Source organism: Blautia aquisgranensis (genome assembly GCF_040096615.1).
GTDB lineage: Bacteria > Bacillota > Clostridia > Lachnospirales > Lachnospiraceae > Blautia_A > Blautia_A aquisgranensis.
Window position 1 is genome coordinate 79,187 of the sequence record NZ_JBBMEJ010000001.1, and the last position, 21,507, is coordinate 100,693.

Sequence of the window (21,507 nt, forward strand, 5' to 3'; positions counted from 1 at the left end):
ATAACACATTTTTCCTGTTATTGACGAGTATATTTTCCTGTACAAAAATATCTCCCCAAAAAGAAAAGCTCCGGATCAACCGGCATACCCGATCTCCGAAGCCCTTTCTTCGCATAATATATTAACAATTATTTTCTTATGATCAGTAAATAATGATCGGATATCCCGCATCGATCGTATTATAGATCGTTGCAGCCTGATCCTTCGGCAGATTAATACAGCCATGACTTCCGTTTGTCTTATAACGGTTTCCGCCAAAGGAAGACTGCCAGGTGGCATCATGAAGTCCCTGTCCGTAGACAAAAGGCATCCAGTAGTTGACCTTGACATTGTAGCCATACTCTGCGCTGGTAAGGTTATACGGGCTTGCCTTATAGGCGATCGGCCATGCACCTCTGTATGTCTCACGGCCCTTTACCGGTTTGCCGCTGACAATATCCGTCTCTGTCACAAGATTTCCGTCTTTGTAAAGCCACAGATGCTGGGCATCCAGGCTGACTTCTATGTAGCTGCCTGCCAGATCGTCCGTTCCGTTTCTCTGATAGCCGGTCTTGCTGTAGATTGGATCCCTTGTCACAGCTGTACCGCTTTTGAGATCCTCCAGAAGCTGTGCCAGCTCACCGTCCTGGTCGATCCGGTATCCATACTCATTTCCCTCGATCGTAATATCTGTTCCCGTAGAAGTGTGAAAAGCACGCGGCACATAAATCGTGTTGTATTTATTTGCAAGGTCACTGATGTATGTCTTAACCGCCTCTTCATCAACAGAAAGCGTCTCTCCCTCTGCTTTCAGCCAGGAATCGATGGTATCTGAATCCAGAACCACCGTCTCACTTCCAAATGTATAGGTAACTGTAGTCTTGCGGTATTTGGCAAGCTGGGCATTAAGACTGTCTACTTTGTTCTGCATATCTTCCGTAGCTGTTACCAATGGGCTTACATACACGTGCTTATTGACCGGGACAGTGATCACATCTCCCAGAAATGCCGTATCAAAAGCAGCGTCCAGTGTGGTATCCACGGTAGTCAGAAGCTTATCCTCATCAATCTCATTTCCCTGCTTCTGTTTGGTCAGGATAAATTCTTTTTTCTCTTTGTCGTACGAAATGCTGGCATCTATGGAAGCTTTTCGTTCCTTATCTCCGAAATTTGAAAGGTTCAGAGCCTGTTTTTCCTGCTCCTCATCCTGTTTAATCTGATATTCCAGATCCACGTTCTCTTCCTTCGGAAAAAGCTTTCTGTTTTCTTCCCGCTGTTTCTGAAGCTTGTTAAGCTTCTCAAGGAGCGCATCCTTATTAAGACTGTAGCCAAGATTTTTCAGCGTGGTACTGTAAACCTGCTGATCATTCTCCTGGAAAACTACTGTTCTGTTCTCAAAAGAAGAAATGATCTTTTCTTCTGCCTGCTCTGCTGTCAGTCTGGAAACGTCCAGCCCGCTTACGGAGATCTTCCGGCCCAGTGTGTTATGATCTGCCATATATGTGTAGCCGAACAGCCCTGCCACGGCCACGACTGCTGCCACAATGCAGATCCCCAGCACAAGTGTTTTTCTGCTGATTGATTTTTTCTCCATACCCTTATCCCTCGAGTCTTATGTATTATATGATTATGTTGCCATACTGCCTGTTATTATAATCAGCATATTTCTCTTTTCTGTAATAAGCATTTATCCCGTTTCTATGATCTGTCCTGTAAAAAAAGACAGACTCCGCTTTAACGAAACCTGTCTTTTTCAGCTTTATTATTCCGGCATTACGATCTTACCAGCAACTGCACATGCAGCGGCTGTTTTCGGGGATGCCAGATAGATCTGTACCTTGGAAGTTCCCATACGTCCCAGGAAATTACGGTTGTTGGTTGCTACAACCTTCTCCCCGTCTGTCAGGATTCCGCCGGTTCTTCCACAGCAAAGACCGCAACCCGGGTGTGTGATGATCGCACCAGCCTCAGCAAGCGTATCCAGAATACCGAGCTCAATAGCCTGACGGTAGATCTTGCGGCTTGCAGGAGTTACGATCAGTTTCACAAAATCTGCAACTTTTTTGCCTTTCAGGACTTCAGCTGCTGCCATAAGATCCTCAAGACGTCCGTTTGTACAGGAACCGATAAATACCTGGTCAATGGTTTCACCCTGAAGCTCGCTGACATCGCGGATCTTGTCCACCTGTGACGGACACGCCATTACCGGCACAAAATCCTCTGCCTTGTATGTCATGGTTTTCATGTAAACTGCATCTTCATCACCCACAAGACTCTTCTGATAATCGTCAAGCTCAACATTACAGTATGCTGCAGTCTTCGCATCCGGTGTAAAAAGAGCACATTTTGCGCCAGCCTCGATAGCCATGTTCGCCATGGTCATACGGCTTGCCACAGACATGTTCTCAATGGTACTTCCGGAAAACTCCAGCGCACGGTAGGTTGCTCCGTCTGCACGAAGATCACCGATCAGACGGAGAATGATATCCTTGGACATTACATTCTCCGGAAGCTCTCCGTCGATCACAACCTTGATCGTCTCCGGAACCTTGATCCACATGGTTCCTGTTCCCAGAATGCTGGCCATTTCTGTGTATCCGATACCGGAAGAAAATGCTCCCACACATCCATAAGTTGTTGTATGGCTGTCTGTACCAAATACAATATTTCCAGGCTTCACATAACCGGCCTCTGTCATCAGCTGGTGGCAGATTCCGTCACTTCTGTGTACATTTTTCATGCCATATTTTGCAGCAAAAGCATCTCCTACGTGGAAATGTCTTGTATCATCCTGCTGGCTTGCAGGTACAAGATGATCATAGATCAGGACAACCTTGTCCGGATCCCACAGCTTCTGAAAGCCCATCTCCTCAAATTTCTCCGCTACAAACGGAATAAAGATATCATGGATCATTACTCTGTCTACATTGACAGTCACGATATCGCCAGGCTTTACTGCCGTGCCTGTATTATGTCTGATAATTTTCTCAATGATCGTCTCGCCCATTTTTTCTCTCCTCTCCGTTTTTTAGTCCAGGCCGTTCAATTTACGCATAGCTTTCACAAGTCCGCCAGCCTGAATGATATCCATAAGATTCTCCGGAAGAGAAGCGATCGGATACTGTTTTCCATTGTGATCTACGTGCTCATTCATTACAACCGTAACCTGATCTCCTTCTTTTACATTGTCATGAAGATCCGGCTGTTCGATCAGAAGAAGTCCGTTATTAATCGAATTACGGAAAAAGATCCGGGCAAAAGATTTCGCAATGACACACTGGATTCCCAGTGCCTTGATGATCTCCGGTGCCTGCTCTCTGGAGGAACCGCAGCCGAAGTTTTTTCCAGCTACGATGATGTCACCTTTCTGGATCTGTCCTGCAAGCTCCGGGCGGAGCGGGCTGAATCCATACTGTTTCATATCGTCAATGGTTTTCAGTGCAAGGTATTCTGTCGGAATGATGATATCCGTATCAATATCATCTCCAAGTACCCACACCTTTCCTGTAAATGCTTCCATATGTATATCTCCTATTTATTCCGTTCCGTATCATCAGGCAAAAGTTTTCTGTCTGCCCTGTTATAAGAACCCACGCCGAAACGGAGTATCCTCTGATAATTTCTGAATATATTGTGTCAATCGGATATTCGCAATCCGCTTTCGCTACTTGCTCATAACCGAATAACTGCTCCGCAGTTTATCAGGAGGGGCTTGTACCCCTCCTGATACAAGTAAGTCCCACCCACTGCTTATTGCTCCTCGCAATTGAAGCAGGGGACTTACTTGATTCGGTTAAATCTTTTCTGAGACTCTTATACTCTGTCAGCAGTTGCAATCTCGCCTGCAATGGCAGATGCAGTAACGGTTGCAGCAGATCCCAGGTAAACCTTGGAGCTTGGATGTCCGGCACGTCCCTTGAAGTTACGTGTTCCTGTACTGATCAGAACTTCATTTTCACCGATAACCCCCTGGCAGCTTCCCCAGCATACACTGCAGTTCGGATTCATAACGATCGCTCCTGCTTCCATAAAGATATCGATCAAACCTTCTTTTAATGCCTGGCGATAAATAGTCTGGCTTGCCGGAACAACCAGGAAACGTACACCCTCTGCAACTTTTTTGCCCTTGATAACCTCTGCACCTACACGGAGATCTTCAATACGTCCATTGTTGCAGGAACCAAGGAATGCTTCGTTGATCTTAATTCCGCATGTCTCTTCCGCCGGAACTACGTTATCAACAAAATCCGGTTTCGCTACAACAGGACGAACTTTGGAAAGATCGAAAGTGTACTCTCCTGCATAAACTGCATCCGGATCACTGTGGTATACAGCTTTTGGCTCACGGCCATGCTCTTTCAGATATTCCAGAGCCTTGTCATCTGCTTCAAAAATACCAGTCTTCGCACCGGCCTCAACAGCCATGTTGCAAAGAGCCATACGGTCGCTGATGCTTAATGTCCTTGCACCCTCACCTGTAAACTCCATAGCCTGGTAATTACATCCGTTTGCTCCGATCTCACCAATAATGGTAAGAATCAGATCTCTTGCATAAACACCTTCCGGCAGCTTGCCTGTCAGATTGAATTTTACGGTTTCCGGAACCATGACCCAGGAAGTTCCTGTTACCATTCCGTAAAGGAAATCTGTGCAGCCCACACCGGTACCGAACGCACCAAGTGCACCATAAGAACAAGTATGGCTGTCAGCACCGAAGATCAGCTGTCCCGGACGGACATAATTTTCGATCATGATCTGGTGACATACACCTTTACCTTCCCAGAAATCAATATTGTTCTCCCTTGCAAAATCTCTCATTTTTTTCTGGGATGCTGCTGTTTTCGGGCTGTCAGACGGTACATTGTGGTCTACGATAAACACAAGCTTCCTGGTATCTGCAATGTGCGGATTTTTTAATTTATTATTGTACATATCAACAGTCAGATGTGTGGTTCCGTCATTACTCATCAGATGATCCAACTGTACCGTATAGATATCTCCAGGTTTTACGCTGTCCACACCTGCTGCAGCTGCAATGATTTTTTCTGCGATCGTCATTCCCATCTCTTATTCCTCCTCTCTGTTCAGAGAAGCGATAAGGCCACCCTGATTCAGTATATTCTGCATGTATTCTGGCAGTTTTGTGCAGGAATAAGTTTTTCCGTTGGCAACTGCTGTTCCCTCAGACATATGAAGCTCCATGGTATCTCCTGTCTTCACATCGTCCGGGAGATCCTTACAGACAATAGCCGGAAGTCCGATATTGATAGCATTGCGGAAGAAAATACGGGCAAAAGATTTCGCAATAACGGCTTTTACTCCAAGTGCTTTAAGTACACCTGGTGCCTGCTCTCTGGAAGATCCGCATCCAAAGTTCTCTCCTCCGACTACGAAATCTCCCGGTTTTACCTTCTTGGAAAAATCCGGATCCAGCGATTCAAAAGTATGGCTCTTCATTTCATCCAGATTCGGCAGAAGCAGGTACTGGGATGCAATGATCTGATCTGTGTCAAGGTCATTATGAAATTTAAAAATTGTTCCCTTATCCATAAAACAAGTTCCTTTCTGATCATTTATTCTTTTTTCTGAGGCTTTTTTATTTAGGAAGCCATTTTTATTATGCAGTGCCATAAACCTGTCTGCGGCTCTCTGACGCACTGCTATCTTGAATCGTTATCTATTCTAACACAAAATACAAGATAATCAAAATGTATATTTCATAATTTCTGCAGTTTCACTGTTTTTCTCTGATTTTCTGACGGCATTTTTATCTCTCAGCTGCTCCCATAAGCTGTCTGTGTACCTTTCTTCTTACAAACCAGAAGCAGATCACCTGCATGATGATCGTAAGGATCCAGGAAGCCGGGTAGGAAATGAACAGAACCTTAAGCGATCTGTGTGCCGGAAAGATTCCGAATATCCATACGATCCTCAGTCCTACTGTACCGATGATGGACAGGATCATGGGCACACCGGAACGTCCCATTCCACGAAGTGCTCCCGGGAACAGATCCATCTGTCCGCAGAGAAAATATGTAAGCGTGGTATAAGCAAGAATCTCCATTCCACACTGGATAACCTTCGGGTCTGATGTATAGATCCGAAGAAGCTCCGGGCCAAAAAAGTACGCGCCACAGCCCATGGCAAAGGATACTGCAAAAGACAGGATCAGGCAGTCGATCAGCACACGGTCCATACGCTTCGGCTTGCGGACGCCGTAATTCTGGCTGGTAAAGCTCATACATGCCTGGGTAACTGCGTTCACAGAAGTATACAGAAATCCGAAGATATTGTTGGCTGCTGTATAGCCTGCCATGGCAACAGAACCAAAGGAATTTACGGAGGACTGCAGAAGCACGTTTGAAAAATTGATAACTGTACTCTGGATTCCTGCAGGAAGTCCTACCTGAAAGATCTGTCTCAGATATGCGCCTTTGATCGACAGCTTCGAAAAACGCAGCTGATAACTGCCCTCGCTTTTATACAGGCAGCGAAGCACCAGTATGCAGGAGATCAGCTGGGAGATCACGGTTCCAATTCCGACTCCCGCCACACTTAAATGACACACGATCACAAAAAACAGATTTAAGATCGCATTGGTAACTCCTGATATGATAAGAAACAGTAACGGACGTTTTGTATCTCCTACTGCCCGCAGGATCGCTGCGCCATAATTATAAAGCATAAAAAATGGCATTCCCAGGAAATAGATCCGCATATAAAGCGTGGAAAGATTGATTACATCATCCGGCGTTGCCATCAACTCCAGGCAGATTCTGGCAAAAACCACTCCCAGAAACGCCATGATGATCCCGCTGATCAGAGCCAGCAGAATCGATGTATGTACTGTTTCTGACATTTCCTCATCTTTACCGGCAGCATAAAATCTGGCTGCCAACACATTGGCGCCAAGAGAAATCCCGATAAAAAGATTGGTAAACACATTGATCAGCGCTGTGGTGGAACCTACTGCCGCCAGTGCCTCACTTCCGCTGAAACGTCCGACTACCACGATGTCCACTGCATTGAACATCAGCTGTAAGATACCGGACAGCATCAGTGGCAGTGAAAACGAGATCAGCTTGTCCATGATCGATCCATTGCACATATCGATCTCATACTTGTTTTTTTTCACGATTTCATCCCCCATAATCATACTTAGCTGAAATCATTATAGCACCTTTCGCTGAAAAGCTACAATGAAATATTTCTATGAAGAATATGCAGCGGCTGCATAAAATACGCAGCCGCACAGTAACGTGTATTTATCATTTTACTATCGTTCCAGAAGTCCTGCATCCCGAAGGTTTGCAAGAAGTGCATTAAAATCCTCCACAATATCATCTACTGTTGTTGCATTTCCCACAGCAGCTGCCGGGGTTACTGTTCCGGCCGGACCTGTTGCTCCAGCTTCTCCTGCAGGGCCGGTAGCTCCTGTTGGACCGGTGGCTCCCGTTGGACCGGTAACTCCTGCCGGACCGGTGGCCCCAGTTGCCCCAGTTGCTCCCGCTGGACCAGTGGCTCCCGCTGGACCAGTGGCTCCTATTGCTCCTGTTGGGCCGGTAACTCCTGCCGGACCGGTGGCTCCCGTATATCCCTGTATTCCCGGCTCCCCCTGCGGTCCCTGAGGACCCATAGGCCCCGGAACTCCCGGACAGCCTCTGGGACCGGTTGGTCCTGTAGGTCCCACAGGACCCGGACAACCTCTTGTTCCACATCTGTCACATCCACAGGAACTATGATTTCCATAACAGGACATACAGGACAAATCCTCATGACTGTCCTGCTGCATTTCCATTTCCTTACGTTTTCGATGCATGAACAGCATTCTGCGATCACCTCATAAGAAAATAACTTTCCCTACAGTATATGACAGCAGCATTTACCTGTGCATACGATTCCCGCAAGCCTGCACCCTGCCAGGATAATAAAGATATCTTTCTTTTTATACCAGACCATATTTTTCCCGAAAATATTTCTGGTTATACAATACTCCAGGATCTTCCGGTTTCTGTTCTCTCGCCTTCTTATGAAAAAAGAATGCCTGCTCCGGGCATCCCATCCTATCATAACAAACGCAAAGCTGCATATACGGCACAAATCCATGGCACTCAGCCATAAAAAAACCACCTTTTTTCTTATCTGTCGGCACAGTAAGCGCCTGCCCGTACCAGTAGGCAGCCTGTCTGTGCAGCTCTCTTTCCAGAAAAATTCCACCGACCTCACAGCAGATTTCTGCCCTCGGCACATCCATAGTCAGACTATAAAGAAAAGCTTCCAGTGCGTTTTTTTGTTCTCCCATTTTCCGGCAGCACTGTCCAAGTACATAACAGGCATCTATCTTATTTTCCAACCATCCGGACGGATTTTTCAGCAACTCCACCAGCACAGCCTCTGCCTCCGGATACCGCTGATGATAATACAGTTCTCTCCCATAATAAAGCTGATGTCTGGGTTCCAGCGTTTCTCCTCCTGCCAGCATTTTTTCATAGATCTGCAAATTCCTGTCCGGATCTCCCTGCACACATTTCCGGTGCTGAACTTCGATATCTGAATAAAAAATATTTCCCCTTGGCATTACCGCCTCATGTACTCTTCCACTCCACCGAAATCCCCCGGAAGTCTTCAGAATCCTTTCCCTGTAATAGGAAAACGTTGTCTTCCCATCAGTATCAAAGCCAACCGCATATTCCATCATCACTACATCAGTCTCTCCATCCAGAGCTGCCTTCAGCTTCTTCATTTTTTCCAGATTTTCCTCATTCATGACATCATCCGCATCCAGCCACATCCAGTAATCCGTGCATACTTTTTCCACGAGAAAATTCCTTGCAGCAGAAAAATCATCACACCAGACAAAATCAAATATCTGCGACGTATACTGTTCTGCAATTTCTTTCGTTCTGTCCGAAGAACCTGTATCCGCAATCAGAATCTCATCCATGATTCCAGAAATCGGTTTCAGGATCCTCTCCAGCACAGCTTCTTCATTTTTTACGATCATACAAAGACTGAGAGAACTCATATTTAATAATCGACCTTCATAACTTTATAAAATCTATGTACCTCTCTTTCGTTGTATGCCCTCTGTCATTTTCCCACATAAATTAAGAGAGCCTTATGTCGGCTCTCTTACCTGTTTTGTCTGATGCTTTTTCATTAAATCAATCCGTTGCCTTAGCCTTCGGATAAATTTGCTTCATCCTGTCATCATCAAAATGTGTATCTACCCATTCCAGGACTGTATTCTCCGTTTCAATTCCTTTAGCCCTCTGATCGTAACGCACAAGAGCCATGGAAGAAACAATAATATTAACAAACATGAAAACTGTCAGCATCCATGTAATGATCTTTCCAGGAAGAACAGGAATCTTCTCGATCCATGCAGATAAAACAGGATACACTTTTTTAAACCAGATCACAGCCGCAATTCCCCAGAAAAAGCAGTACAGAAGATTGATCCTGCCGCCCAGATTAAACGGAAGCTCACTGTAGTCCCAAAATACTTTTCCAAAAAAAATCTCTGTAAACACACTGCAAAGATACTCATAACCACCGCCAAGCAGTGTTCCCATCATAAAAAGAAAACTGTCACTGTGGTCTTTATATTTATAAAGAAGCAATGTTACAAGAGCCAGTGCCAGTCCCCACACAATGCTGAACGGCCCCCAGACAAGACTGCTCCGGCTCATCCAGTATCCCATGGTGACACGGCAGAAAATGGTCTCTACAATATCTCCCAGAAAAGCTCCGATGATAAACAGAAGCATGAGTTTATAAAAGCCGCACCCCTCTGCAAAAACACCTTCCTCTGCAGATTTCTCTGCTTTCCGGACCTTCTTTACTTTCGGATAAGCTTTCCTAATTCTTTTCTCGATCCACTGCGTGATCAGGAAGCTCAAATGATCGCTGACTTTATCCAGCTGTTCATTGGCTGCTGCCCACTGTTCCAGATTGGGACCTTTTTTTATCAGAAGCAAAAATGACGCTGTGATATCTATCGCCATTACTGCCATCAACACCAGCAGCAGAATATGCATCAAAAGTGTCGGCAGAAAAGAAAGCAGTTTCCATGTCAGAGCATTCCCCCATGTCACGCTCACAAATCCGAGAATACCCCATAAAAAAGATGCCGGAAAACAGATATATCCATCCAGGTTCCATTTTACATCAGAATAATCCCACCATCTCTCCTTAAAAGCTTTCTCGATCAGATGCCCGCCGATCCATTCGATCACTGTCGCATAAACCATCGAAAACAAAAACAGCCAAAATCCTGTCAACTCCTGTAAGCCCACCGAGATCAGCACTGCTGTAATACCATACATCACACAGAATGGACCGTTTACCAGACCTCTGTTTGAAAACTTTCGCTGCCGCAGTGTGGCTGTTACTGTCTCCAGAATCCATCCCAAGAATGAATATAAAAAAAACAGCCACAGCAATTCATACCCTGAAAAAACTCTCATTTGTACTTTCTCCTATTGTCATTCTCTGTTGTAACATTTTTATCAGAGTATATCATAAAGCAATATACTTTCTCAACAATACCCTGGCGTTTTCTTTTATTTTACAGAAGTACTTAATTTTAACTTTTTTCCTTCAGATTTTTATATTACAAAAATTATATCACCAGCTGCAGTATATCCTCTATATGTTCTGCAAGATGATCTGCCCCATTCAGTTCCCCTTTCTCACCATATCCATACAGGCATCCTATAAAAGGGCTTTTGCAGGCTCTGGCACATTCCAGATCCTGCCTTCTGTCTCCGACCACCAGATAAGGGCCTGCATATTCCCGGATGATTTCCTGCACAATTTCTGTCTTTGGACGGAATCCGTATGATTCACAGTCATAAAAACGGTCAAACCATCGTTCCATCCCAAATTCCTTCCAGTGTGCCTCACGATATGAAGCTTTACAGTTACTTAAGATCACAAGATGATATCTCCGGTTCTTCAAAGCTGTTAGCATCTCCTCTGCTCCCGGATACCACACTGCCTTATGTTTCCTGATCTGTCTTACCATCAGGTCTCCTACCATCCTGCTTGCCTGCTCTTTATAGCTCTGATCCAGCTCCGGCAAAAATGTATTCCACATTTCCTTACTGTTAAGTCCCAGCCATCCGGCAATTTCCGCCGAGCCTATCTCCCGTTCTTCTGCAGCCTTCTGTTTTGTCAGCCACTGATAGGTTTCACGAAATGCCGGTTCATAGATTCCAAGGGTATTATGGATCGTTCCATCATAATCGAATATGATCGTTTTTGTCATCATTTATTTTCCTGTCTTTTAGAGCTGCTTCATCAGATTGACCATCTCGATTGCAGATAACGCGCAGTCATAACCTTTATTTCCCGCTTTGCTTCCTGCACGCGCAATAGCCTGCTCGATATTTTCAGTCGTGATCACTCCGAATAAGACCGGGATTCCTGTTGCAAGTTCAACCTGTGCGATCCCCTTAGCAGATTCATTGCATACCAGATCATAATGTGAAGTATCTCCACGGATGACAGCTCCCACGCAGATAATTGCATCATATTTTCCTGACTGCGCCATTTTCTGTGCTGTAATCGGAATCTCAAATGCTCCCGGTACCCATGCTGCAGTAATATTCTCTTCTTCTACTCCATGTCTTACCAGTCCGTCGACTGCCCCTCCCAATAATTTATTCACAATGATCTCATTGAATCTCGCTGCCACGATACCAACCTTCATTCCCTCCGGTGCTACTACTTTTCCTTCTACTAAATTGATCTGTCTCATTTTTTCTTCCTCCTGATATTTGCTGTTTTTTATAAATTTATTTCTTTAAAAATATGACCCATCTTTTCCTGCTTCGTCTTCATATATTTCCGGTCATACTTTTGTACCGGAATCTCCAGAGGTACTCTCTCATTGATCTTCAGCCCGAATTCACCAAGTCCATAAACTTTATCCGGGTTATTTGTCAGTAATCTTAATGATTTCACACCAAGGTCTGACAGTATCTGTGCCCCGACCCAGTACTCTCTGAGATCCGGTGCAAATCCTAACTTCACATTAGCCTCCACAGTATCGTATCCCTGTTCCTGAAGCGCATATGCTTTGATCTTATTGATCAGTCCGATTCCTCTGCCTTCCTGTCTCATATACAGAATGATTCCTCTGCCTTCCGACTCTACCTGGCGCATTGCTGTCTGCAGCTGCAAGCCGCAATCACATCTGAGCGATCCGAATGCATCCCCTGTCAGACACTCCGAATGTACCCGGCAAAGCACATCCTCACCATCTCCTATATCACCTTTTACCAGTGCCAGATGGTGCTCTCCTGTAATGTCATTGATATATCCATACATTTTAAAATCACCGTACTGTGTTGGGAGGTTTGCAGCTGCTTCCTCCTTTACATGCTTTTCATGTATTCTTATATAATCCTGCAGATCACGGATGGTAATAAATGTAAGGTTATGCTCTTTTGCCATTTCCCATAGCTGTGATGTACGCATCATCGTGCCATCTTCTTTCATAACTTCACAGCACACACCACATTCTTTCAGCCCGGCAAGTCTCATAAGATCTGTCGTTGCCTCTGTATGGCCATTCCGTACCAGAACCCCGCCTTTTCTGGAAATAAGTGGAAATACATGTCCTGGTCTTCTGAAATCCTCCGGTTTCGACTCATCATCCACACACTTCATAATGGTATAGGAGCGCTCTGCTGCTGAGATACCGGTCGTTGTATCTGCGTGATCCACTGCCACGGTAAATGCTGTACTGTGATTGTCCGTATTTTCAGCAACCATCGGTGGAAAATTCAATCTCGCTGCAAGTTCCGCACTCATCGGTGTACAGATAAGACCCTTTGCATAGGTCGCCATGAAATTAATATTTTCCCTGGTCGCAAACTCTGCCGCACATATCAGATCTCCCTCATTTTCTCTGTCCGGATCATCTGTGACCAGAACTATTTTCCCTTCCTTAAGATCCCTAAGTGCCTCTTCAATTGTATTGTACTGATAGTTTTGTGACATACTATATATCCTCCTGTTCTAAAATCCGAATTCTTCAAGAAACTCCATCGTAATTCCGGATTCTTTTTTCTCTTCTTCGTTTTTTCTGATGCCAAGCAGTTTTTCTACGTATTTTCCGATCACATCATTTTCCAGATTAACCAGATCCCCCGGCATTTTTTCCAAAAGAGTTGTTTCTTCTCCTGTATGTGGAATGACCGACACTTGAAAACCAGCTTCATCAATCCTTGCAACTGTCAGGCTGATCCCATCAATGCAGATTGATCCTTTTTCCACGATCAGATGCAAAATCTGTGGTGATGTCTCAATCGATACCCAGATGGCATTTTCTTCCCGGAGCATGGAACGTATCACACCAGTCCCATCAATATGGCCACTTACTATGTGTCCCCCGAACCTGCCATCTGCAGCCATTGCTCGTTCCAGGTTTACCTGGCTTCCGGTTTTGCAGCTGCCAAGACTGCTTCTTCTGATCGTCTCTGCCATCACATCGGCGGTAAATCCGTCCGGCTGGATCGACGTAACTGTCAGACACACGCCATTCACGGCAATGCTGTCACCGATTCTTGTGCCTTCCAGTACCTTCCTGGCTTTCACTGCCAGGATCCCTGATTCCCCTGTCAGCTGTATATAACGGACTTTTCCTTTCTCTTCTACGATTCCTGTAAACATGATTCCTCCTGTTTTTTATCACACACCTGACATTTTATCCTGATATCCTCACCGATCTGGCAGATATCTGTATATTTCAGTTCAACTGCTTCAGACGGCAGTTCAACTCCAATACCCTCTACCGGTGTCTTCCCGGCCACACCACCAAACAACTTTGGTGCCACAAAAGCCTGTACTTCCTTTACAATTCCAGCTCGCAGTGCACTGTCATTTAATGTACCTCCTCCCTCCAGGAGGATGCTGTCAATGCCTCTGTTTCCAAGATCTGCCATCAGCTTCTTAAGGTCTATCTGATTCTTTTCATCGGGACAGTAAATGGTTTCAACTCCCATGGTATGTAATATTTTTATTTTCTCTTCTGTATTTTTCTGATCTGCATAAGCCACGATCGTCCGGTACTTTTCCGCACTTTTTACGATCTGACTGTCCGGCGGGATTCTGAGCTTACTGTCACACACAATCCTGACAGGACTTTTCCAGCCTTCTATCCGGACGTTTAACATCGGATCATCTGCAAGCACAGTTCCAATGCCTGCCATGATCCCCATATACTGATGCCGCATATGCTGTACTTCTTTTCGTGCAGCTTCTCCGGTGATCCATTTTGATGCTCCTGTTTTCGTTGCGATCTTCCCATCCAGTGTCATGGCATACTTCATTACCACATAAGGAGTCTTCGTAGTAATATAATGGAAAAACACCGGGTTCAGCTGATCACATTCTTCTCTCATAAAATCTTCAACTACTGTTACACCGGCTTCCCTTAACATCTGTACACCTTTTCCTGCCACTTTCGGATTCGGATCTCGGGAACCGATCACCACTTTTCTGATCTTCTGTTCAATGATCGCTTCCGTACATGGAGGTGTTTTACCATGATGACAGCAAGGCTCCAACGTGACATAAATCACCGCACCTTCTGCTGATTCTGTAAGAGAAGCAATTGCATTACGTTCCGCGTGAAGTTCTCCATACTTTTTATGATAGCCTTCCCCGATGATCTTTCCGTCTTTTACGATCACTGCCCCTACCATCGGATTGGGATTCGTCCAGCCTTCTCCTTTTTTGGCCAGCTGAATTGCCCGAAGCATATATTCCTGATCCGTCATTTCTATTCCTTCTTTCTTATTCCTGTTCTTTGCCTGGTATTTCGAAAACGATGTACCAGATACAAAAAAAGCCTGCAGAAATATCTGCAGGGTGGAATTAATCTGTTACATATGATCGATAAATGAATGTCTGATTATTTCCTACATAAAAAGCTCTGAAATGGATCACCATCTCAGAGCTCTGATACTACATTCATTCATACAAAAATCAACTGTACTATCATCTTCTTCCATCCAGACTGTACTGTCGGCCCCGGAATCTCACCGGATCATGCCTCTCGGCTCGCGGGCTTTACCGCCGGTAGGGAATCTCACCCTGCCCTGAAGATATCTTTTTGTTCATTTTAATACTTTATCTATTATTTGTAAAGCAGAATTTTTATTTTACGCATTTCACATTTTTCTCGGGAGTTTGACAGTTGAATAATCAAAACTCACCCTGCAGGCCTTATAAAACCTGCATTTTTTATGTCAAATTTTACGTTTTTATATGTACTTGTTTATAATAGTGTAGTGTAATAAAAGAAAAAAGGATTTATTTATCATGTATATCGCAATCACAGGCAGTAAAAATAATAAAGATGTATATATTTATCGTTCTTTCCGCAAAGAAAACGGAAAAGCCTCTTCATGTATTTATAAAAAACTTGGGAAGTACAATGCCCTTCTGGAACAGTTTGATGGGAATGAATACAAGTTGATGGTGTGGTCAAAGGAACAGGCAGCAAAAGAAACAGAACTTTATAAGCAGCATACCGGAAAAGTGTCTGTAGAGTTCTCCAAAGCGTCAACTTTTATACAACAGACCAGATATTGGAAACATTACGCTCTATGCAAATGACTCTGCTGAACACAGCGAGCGGATATATCCCCTCTTATACAAGAACCGAACTAACCGATGCCTTACATAAAATATTTGATTTTAGAACGGATCATGAATTCATTACTAAAGCAGATATGCGGACCCTCATCAAGAATACAAAACAGATAAAATCAAAGCAAGGATAATATAGTACATATCGCTGCAAAAAGAAAAACGGCCACAACACCCATATTTACTGGGTTTGTAGCCGTTTTGTCACCTTACAACTGTCAAAGATGGGATCTTAACACAAACGCGAAGGCAGAACAACCAATTGCCGGAATCATCAGAATGATTGTTACTTTACCGTAAATCTGCAAAACTGCGCACAGTTTCTGTAGACTCCACAGTCCTACTGTATGCAAACCCAAGATTCTTCAGGGTATTGATGACCCTTTCGTCATATTCTCCAAACGCATAAGAACATCCCCTGATAATCCTTCCCGTTTCTCTCTCCAGACTGCATCTGTCCTGATAAAATTCCTGAACCAGTCTTTCCTGCGAAAGATGTGTGGGATACTCATGTGCAACACCATGACAGGCAATTTCATGTCCCTGATATAAGCTTTTCAGTTCTTGTGTTTTTACAAATCCTTCTGTATCCAAAGTCCCTGAATTCAGATGAAATGTTGCTTTCAGATTATATTTATTAAAAATATCAACCAGTCTTCTATCAAAAATCTGGCCATCATCATAGCTGAATGTAACTGCCCGGTCTTTCCACTGCGGATAAAACAATTCAAATTTCACAAGCTCAGTCTTCTTTCTCCCAGATTATCTTTACAGGTTCTGTTCCGGTAAGCTCTATACTTCTTTCATCCGGCTGGCTGCAGCCTGCAAAAATCTCATATTTCCTGCCATCCTCTACGCGTTCTCCATTTTCATCTACCACTGTAAATGCCTTTTCCCAGACAGGGACCATAACTTTTCTGCGTTCTCCTGCTTTTATAAAAATTCTCTGGAATCCTCCCAGTGCAGGATTTGGAATTGCATTTTTACTGTCAAGATTTTTTACATAAACCTGGACAACTTCCTCAGTATCTGCATTACCCTTATTATATACTTCTGCCTCTACTGTTATCTTACGTCCGCACTGTCTTACCTCTGCATTTTCTACTTTTACATTGCTGTAGGTAAGTCCATATCCAAAGGGGAACTGTGCTTTTCCTTCCATATAACGATAGGTTCTGCCTTTCATGGAATAATCTGTAAATTCCGGAAGTTCTTCAAGGCTCTCGTAAAAGGTAACCGGAAGTTTGCCGGATGGGGAGTTTTCCCCAAACAGAATTTTTGCTGCCGCTTTTCCGCCCTGACTTCCCGGATACCACAGAACCATAACTGCATCAAATTTCTCTGCTGCATAGCTCATATCAATATCACTTCCTGCCATCAGACAAAGAACCACCGGTTTTCCGGAACCAGCCATTGCTTCCATTAAATCAATCTGGGACTGAGGAAGCTTCAGGCTCTCTTTATCTCCGGATGCATAGCTGTTTCCGGTATCTCCTTCTTCACCCTCCAGTGTCTCATCCAGACCTACACAAAGAATCACCACATCACTGTTTTCTGCAACGATCTTAGCTTCCGCAAGACGATCTCTGCTGAATGCCAGAGGTTCTGTTCTGTCTCTAAACAACTCGCTTCCTACAGAACTAAGAATTCTCACATCCTCACCTACATAATCCTGGATTCCCTCCTGGATTGTAATATATCTGGATGCAGTTCCATGATAATTTCCAATCAAAGCCTTTCTGCTGTCTGCATTAGGTCCCACAATTCCGATTGTTTTGATATCCTCTTTTTTTAATGGAAGAATTCCATTATTCTTCAAAAGTACAAAACTCTTCGCTGCTGCTTTCTCTGCTACTGCCAGATGTTCTGCTGATTCTACTTCCCTATAGGAAATATTATCATATTCACTGCCATCAAATAGCCCAAGAAGATATCTGGTAGTAAAAAGTCTTACTGCTGATTCTGTAATCCTTTCCTCTGTGACAAGCCCCTTTTCATATGCTTTCATAATATGAAGATATGTATTTCCACAGTTCAGATCGCAGCCATTATTAATGGCAAGTGCTGCTGACTCATAAGCCGTATTAGTCACCATATGATGTTCATGGAAATCTCTGATCGCCCAGCAGTCTGATACAAAATGTCCCTGGAACTTCCAGTCATCTCTCAGTTTTTTCTGCAGAGCAGGGCTTCCACAGCAGGGTTCTCCATTTGTGCGGTTATATGCTCCCATAACTGCCTCTACATCAGCCTCCTCTACCAGGCTTTCAAATGCAGGCAGATACGTTTCTTCCATATCTTTTGCAGATGCCTTTGCATCAAACTCATGTCTGATCGCTTCCGGTCCGGAATGCACTGCAAAATGCTTTGCACATGCCGCAGCTTTCATAGTTTCTCCATTACCCTGAAGAGCTTTTACAAAAGCTACTCCAAGCTCTTTGGTCAGATACGGATCTTCCCCGTAAGTTTCATGGCCTCTGCCCCATCTCGGATCACGGAAAATATTTACATTGGGGGACCAGAATGTCAGTCCTTTATAAATATCTCTGTCTTCTTCACTGGAATATGCATTGTATTTTGCACGTCCTTCTGTTGCTACAATATCTGCCATTTCAGCTACGCAATCTCTGTCAAATGTGGCAGCCATGCCAATTGCCTGCGGAAATACAGTTGCCTGTCCTGCCCTGGCTACCCCGTGAAGTCCTTCATTCCACCAATTATAAGCAGGAACACCAAGTCTCTTTATAGCCGGCGCATCATATCTTAACTGACTGGCTTTTTCTTCCAGTGTCATTTTGGATACCAGTTCCTGTGCTTTCTTTCTTGCCTCGTCTCTGTTCATACAAGCCTCCTTTTACACATTCCTTTCATACATCATCCTTTTACAGCACCTGTAGTCAGACCTTCTACAATTTGATTACTGAACAGGCAGTATACAATAATGGTAGGTGCAATTGCGATAATGATTGCTGCGAATATCTGTACATAGTTTGTGGCATATGGTCCTACGAAATATGTAAGTGTTACAGGCAGTGTTTTCTTTGCCGGATCTGAGACAAATACCATAGCCATCAGCAGCTCATTCCAGTTACCTACGAATGTCATAAGACCTGAAACAAAGAATCCTGTTCTGCAAAGGGGAAGTGCGATTCTGAAAAAGCATCCATAAATTCCACATCCGTCAATGGCTGCTGCCTCAAATAATTCTCCAGGCATAGATTTGAAAAATCCTGTCAGAAGGAAAATAGTCATCGGAAGGGAAAACGTAATATACGGGATCATCAGACCTACTCTTGAGTTAGTCAATCCCAGCCCTGCAAAACGTACGAACAGCGGAATCAGGATACAATGTACCGGAACCATCATTCCGATCAGGAAAAATGTGTGTGCTGCTTCTGATAATTTCCAACGCATTCTTGCAATGGCAAATGCTGCCATTGCTCCAAAAAACAGACTGACTACAAGTGTGATCCCACAGACCAGTACTGAGTTTACAAGTGCAATTCCAAGCTTACCCATTGTCCATGCCTGCTGGTAATTTTCCCAGTGAAATACTTCCGGCAGGGCAAATGGAGCTGCCATTACGCCTGCATTATCTTTTAATGAAACACTTAACATCCATAACAGCGGAGCCACATAAATCACAGCAAGTGCAATAATATCAGAATGTCCTGTGATTGGCTCCATAATTCTTGTCATGTTGCTATCAATTCTTGCTATTTATCTGCTACTATTTTCTTTAATATGTCAATTTTAATAGATTTTTATATTCTTTTTTATGTATTTTGACATATGTTTTTATTATTTCAATTTTTCCAATGTTATATATTGCCATTTACACATGTTTTTGATACATTATACACACAAACATTAAAAAGCAACATTTGCTATCAAAAGCAATAATTAGGTGTGAAAGGAGTCCATATGATCCATAATTTACAGGGAATTCATGAAACCGTTGATTACAAAGCAGATACCCAGATCTGTCTTTATTACAATGAGGAAGCCGAAAACTATCCGCCTCACTGGCATCCCTCATTCGAAGTGATCATGCCTATTATTAATGACTACCGGGTTGTCTGCGGTCATAACGATTATCTTATCAAAGAAGGAGAAATTCTTGTTATATGTCCCTGTATACTTCACGAGCTCTTTGCTCCGGCTACAGGAGAAAGGATTATTTTTCAGCCCGGCCTGAACCACATCAAGCTAAAAGAGCTAGATCTGATCACACCACTCCTCAGTCCTGCCATTCTGGTCACCAAGGAAGAATATCCACAGGTCTATGAACACATCCACCGTCTTATGTTGGAAATCAAGGATGAATATATGAATTTTACCACCTATTCTGAAATTTCCATCATTGCAAAATTCCTGGAAATCTTTGTGGATATTGGCAGAAATCACAAAGCTTTTCATCAGCAGGACGGAGACCGTGATATTCACCGTCAGAAAGAATATATGGAGAAATTTCTGTTTATCACCGACTATATCAGCAACCACTTTTCTGAAAACCTTACTCTGGAGGAGGTTGCCAGTCTGGCAGGGTTCAGCAAATATCACTTTGCCCGCCTTTTTAAACAATATACTAATTCCTCCTTCTACAAATTTCTGAACCAGAAAAGAATTGAATACGCAAAATCTCTTTTGCTGGATCCGGAGCTTGCTGTTACCGAAGTGGCAGTACAATCAGGCTTTTCCAGCCTGTCCGCCTTTTTACGGATGTTCAAACAATTAAACCTGTGCACTCCCACAGAATTCCGAAATATGTATGATTCACAATTCAAAAAAACACCTGCTTCCAGGAAAAAGTAATCCCGGAAGCAGGTGTCTGTATTTGCTGCTTTGCAGCAAATACACCCCAGAAACAACAGCATCCCGTTTTCATCCTGCTGAACATAATACTGTTCTATTGCTTCTTCAATCATTTAATTTGCCTGTGTCCCATTCTTCTCATCCGAATCAGCATTTTTATCTCTGCCAAGTATATGATCAAACTCATCAAGAATATCCGTCATCAAGCCTTCATCAATCCGACTTCTACACTCTGCAATCAATACATCAGAAATTCCATAAAATGCTTCTGCAATACTGCCTGTAATAGCACCAAGCGTGTCAGTATCTCCACCAAGTGATACTGCATTCCGTATGGCATCCTCAAAATCTTTGGATTCCAGAAATGCAATAATTGCCTCCGGTACTGTTCTCTGACAAGTCTCGTCCATATGATATCCCGGTCTGATCTCATCAAGTGTTCTATCAAGATTGTAATGAAACTCCCTCTCGATGTATTCTTTAATTTCTTCTTTTGAAGATTCATTCCTAGCCATGTATATTGCACTGGCTGTTGCCTCTGCACCCTTAATGCCTTCCGGATGATTATGTGTCACATTTGCTGTCGCTCTTGCCACCTCTCTCGTTCTTTCCAGCGAATCATAAAGCCATCCCACCGCTGACACTCTCATGGCGGATCCATTCCCATAACTTCCGTATGGCTTAGGATTTCTTTCTCTAAGCCAATACCTGAATCTTCCACCATAACCTGCATATGGATATCTTTTTCCCCAATCCTGCATATTAGTTACTACTGCCTCTTCAATTTCCTTTACTGTAGCTTCCGGTCCAACTGCAAGAAGAGCTTCTCCAACCGCTATTGTCATAACAGAATCATCTGTAAAGTCACAGCCTTTAGTAAACAGATCAAATTCCTTTGTTTTATCTCCTCTATCAAATTCAAATGGACTTCCTATAATATCTCCTAAAATTGCTCCGTACATATATGCCTCCAATCTCCGGATTGCTCCGGCAGCTCTTTTTCTTTGTTACAATATGAGTATAGTTGAGCGGCATCTTTATATGGTC

At 43.7% G+C, this 21,507-nt stretch carries 19 protein-coding genes, 1 pseudogene and 1 riboswitch; of the genes and pseudogenes, 2 read left to right on the forward strand and 18 right to left on the reverse strand.

All coding sequences use genetic code 11. The annotated features are described in order from the left end of the window. Positions 1-142 precede the first annotated feature (142 nt). From WMO28_RS00405 to ribD, 14 genes are all read right to left on the reverse strand, one after another. On the reverse strand, positions 143-1,573 hold the full coding sequence (locus tag WMO28_RS00405; RefSeq protein WP_349055745.1) for a L,D-transpeptidase family protein: 1,431 nt from the start codon (positions 1,571-1,573) through the stop codon (positions 143-145). Between the two features lie 168 nt (positions 1,574-1,741). Continuing rightward, the gene (locus WMO28_RS00410; RefSeq protein WP_178644312.1) at positions 1,742-2,986 is read right to left on the reverse strand and encodes an aconitase/3-isopropylmalate dehydratase large subunit family protein; all 1,245 of its coding nucleotides are present in this window, start codon (positions 2,984-2,986) and stop codon (positions 1,742-1,744) included. Between the two features lie 21 nt (positions 2,987-3,007). Continuing rightward, positions 3,008-3,499 carry a LeuD/DmdB family oxidoreductase small subunit gene (locus tag WMO28_RS00415; RefSeq protein WP_178644311.1) on the reverse strand — a complete coding sequence of 164 codons (492 nt, stop codon included), beginning with the start codon at positions 3,497-3,499 and terminating at the stop codon, positions 3,008-3,010. Between the two features lie 293 nt (positions 3,500-3,792). After that, a complete protein-coding gene (locus tag WMO28_RS00420; RefSeq protein WP_349055746.1) occupies positions 3,793-5,043 on the reverse strand; it encodes a 3-isopropylmalate dehydratase large subunit in 1,251 nt (416 codons plus the stop codon). 3 nt (positions 5,044-5,046) lie between these two features. Then, entirely contained in the window at positions 5,047-5,529 is a 483-nt protein-coding gene (locus WMO28_RS00425) for a LeuD/DmdB family oxidoreductase small subunit (RefSeq protein ID WP_021978214.1), read from the reverse strand. Positions 5,530-5,746: 217 nt separating this feature from the next. Next, positions 5,747-7,129, reverse strand: coding sequence for an MATE family efflux transporter (locus tag WMO28_RS00430; RefSeq protein WP_349055747.1), 1,383 nt, complete (start codon positions 7,127-7,129; stop codon positions 5,747-5,749). A 126-nt stretch (positions 7,130-7,255) separates the two neighbouring features. Further along, on the reverse strand, positions 7,256-7,807 hold the full coding sequence (locus tag WMO28_RS17085) for a collagen-like domain-containing protein (RefSeq protein ID WP_178644427.1): 552 nt from the start codon (positions 7,805-7,807) through the stop codon (positions 7,256-7,258). A 117-nt stretch (positions 7,808-7,924) separates the two neighbouring features. Then, on the reverse strand, positions 7,925-9,004 hold the full coding sequence (locus tag WMO28_RS00440) for a glycosyltransferase (protein WP_178644425.1): 1,080 nt from the start codon (positions 9,002-9,004) through the stop codon (positions 7,925-7,927). 139 nt (positions 9,005-9,143) lie between these two features. Next, positions 9,144-10,448: a putative ABC transporter permease gene (locus WMO28_RS00445; protein ID WP_178644422.1), complete on the reverse strand. Its 1,305-nt coding sequence runs from the start codon at positions 10,446-10,448 to the stop codon at positions 9,144-9,146. Positions 10,449-10,603: 155 nt separating this feature from the next. Continuing rightward, positions 10,604-11,254 carry an HAD family hydrolase gene (locus tag WMO28_RS00450; protein ID WP_349055748.1) on the reverse strand — a complete coding sequence of 217 codons (651 nt, stop codon included), beginning with the start codon at positions 11,252-11,254 and terminating at the stop codon, positions 10,604-10,606. 15 nt (positions 11,255-11,269) lie between these two features. Further along, entirely contained in the window at positions 11,270-11,743 is a 474-nt protein-coding gene (gene ribH / locus WMO28_RS00455; RefSeq protein WP_004844980.1) for a 6,7-dimethyl-8-ribityllumazine synthase, read from the reverse strand. A gap of 29 nt (positions 11,744-11,772) precedes the next feature. Then, entirely contained in the window at positions 11,773-12,990 is a 1,218-nt protein-coding gene (locus tag WMO28_RS00460) for a bifunctional 3,4-dihydroxy-2-butanone-4-phosphate synthase/GTP cyclohydrolase II (protein ID WP_349055749.1), read from the reverse strand. A gap of 18 nt (positions 12,991-13,008) precedes the next feature. Further along, the gene (gene ribE / locus WMO28_RS00465; RefSeq protein WP_349055750.1) at positions 13,009-13,662 is read right to left on the reverse strand and encodes a riboflavin synthase; all 654 of its coding nucleotides are present in this window, start codon (positions 13,660-13,662) and stop codon (positions 13,009-13,011) included. Then, positions 13,644-14,771 (reverse strand): bifunctional diaminohydroxyphosphoribosylaminopyrimidine deaminase/5-amino-6-(5-phosphoribosylamino)uracil reductase RibD, encoded by a 1,128-nt coding sequence (gene ribD / locus WMO28_RS00470; RefSeq protein WP_349055751.1) that lies wholly within the window; start codon positions 14,769-14,771, stop codon positions 13,644-13,646. The genes ribE and ribD overlap by 19 nt, the downstream gene beginning before the upstream one ends. 218 nt (positions 14,772-14,989) lie before the next feature. Continuing rightward, positions 14,990-15,104: riboswitch (FMN riboswitch) on the reverse strand. 211 nt (positions 15,105-15,315) lie between these two features. On the opposite strand from ribD, the pseudogene WMO28_RS00475 reads away from it, so the two are divergent. Beyond that, positions 15,316-15,561: pseudogene (locus WMO28_RS00475) on the forward strand (IS1634 family transposase); the annotation flags it as partial. Between the two features lie 375 nt (positions 15,562-15,936). Here the strand turns inward: WMO28_RS00475 and WMO28_RS00480 are convergent. From WMO28_RS00480 to WMO28_RS00490, 3 genes are read right to left on the reverse strand one after another with little or no spacing between them, the layout of a single operon-like run. Next, a complete protein-coding gene (locus WMO28_RS00480) occupies positions 15,937-16,383 on the reverse strand; it encodes a polysaccharide deacetylase family protein (RefSeq protein ID WP_349055753.1) in 447 nt (148 codons plus the stop codon). Between the two features lie 4 nt (positions 16,384-16,387). Continuing rightward, the gene (locus WMO28_RS00485) at positions 16,388-18,487 is read right to left on the reverse strand and encodes a glycoside hydrolase family 3 C-terminal domain-containing protein (RefSeq protein WP_349055754.1); all 2,100 of its coding nucleotides are present in this window, start codon (positions 18,485-18,487) and stop codon (positions 16,388-16,390) included. A gap of 32 nt (positions 18,488-18,519) precedes the next feature. Further along, on the reverse strand, positions 18,520-19,344 hold the full coding sequence (locus WMO28_RS00490) for a carbohydrate ABC transporter permease (protein ID WP_349055755.1): 825 nt from the start codon (positions 19,342-19,344) through the stop codon (positions 18,520-18,522). A 225-nt stretch (positions 19,345-19,569) separates the two neighbouring features. Here WMO28_RS00490 and WMO28_RS00495 point away from each other — a divergent pair, with 225 nt between their 5' ends. Then, positions 19,570-20,460, forward strand: coding sequence for a helix-turn-helix domain-containing protein (locus WMO28_RS00495; RefSeq protein WP_349055756.1), 891 nt, complete (start codon positions 19,570-19,572; stop codon positions 20,458-20,460). 113 nt (positions 20,461-20,573) lie between these two features. Here WMO28_RS00495 and WMO28_RS00500 read toward each other — a convergent pair whose 3' ends face one another. Next, complete coding sequence (locus tag WMO28_RS00500) at positions 20,574-21,434, reverse strand: ADP-ribosylglycohydrolase family protein (protein WP_494337479.1); 861 nt, start codon at positions 21,432-21,434, stop codon at positions 20,574-20,576. Positions 21,435-21,507 lie beyond the last annotated feature (73 nt).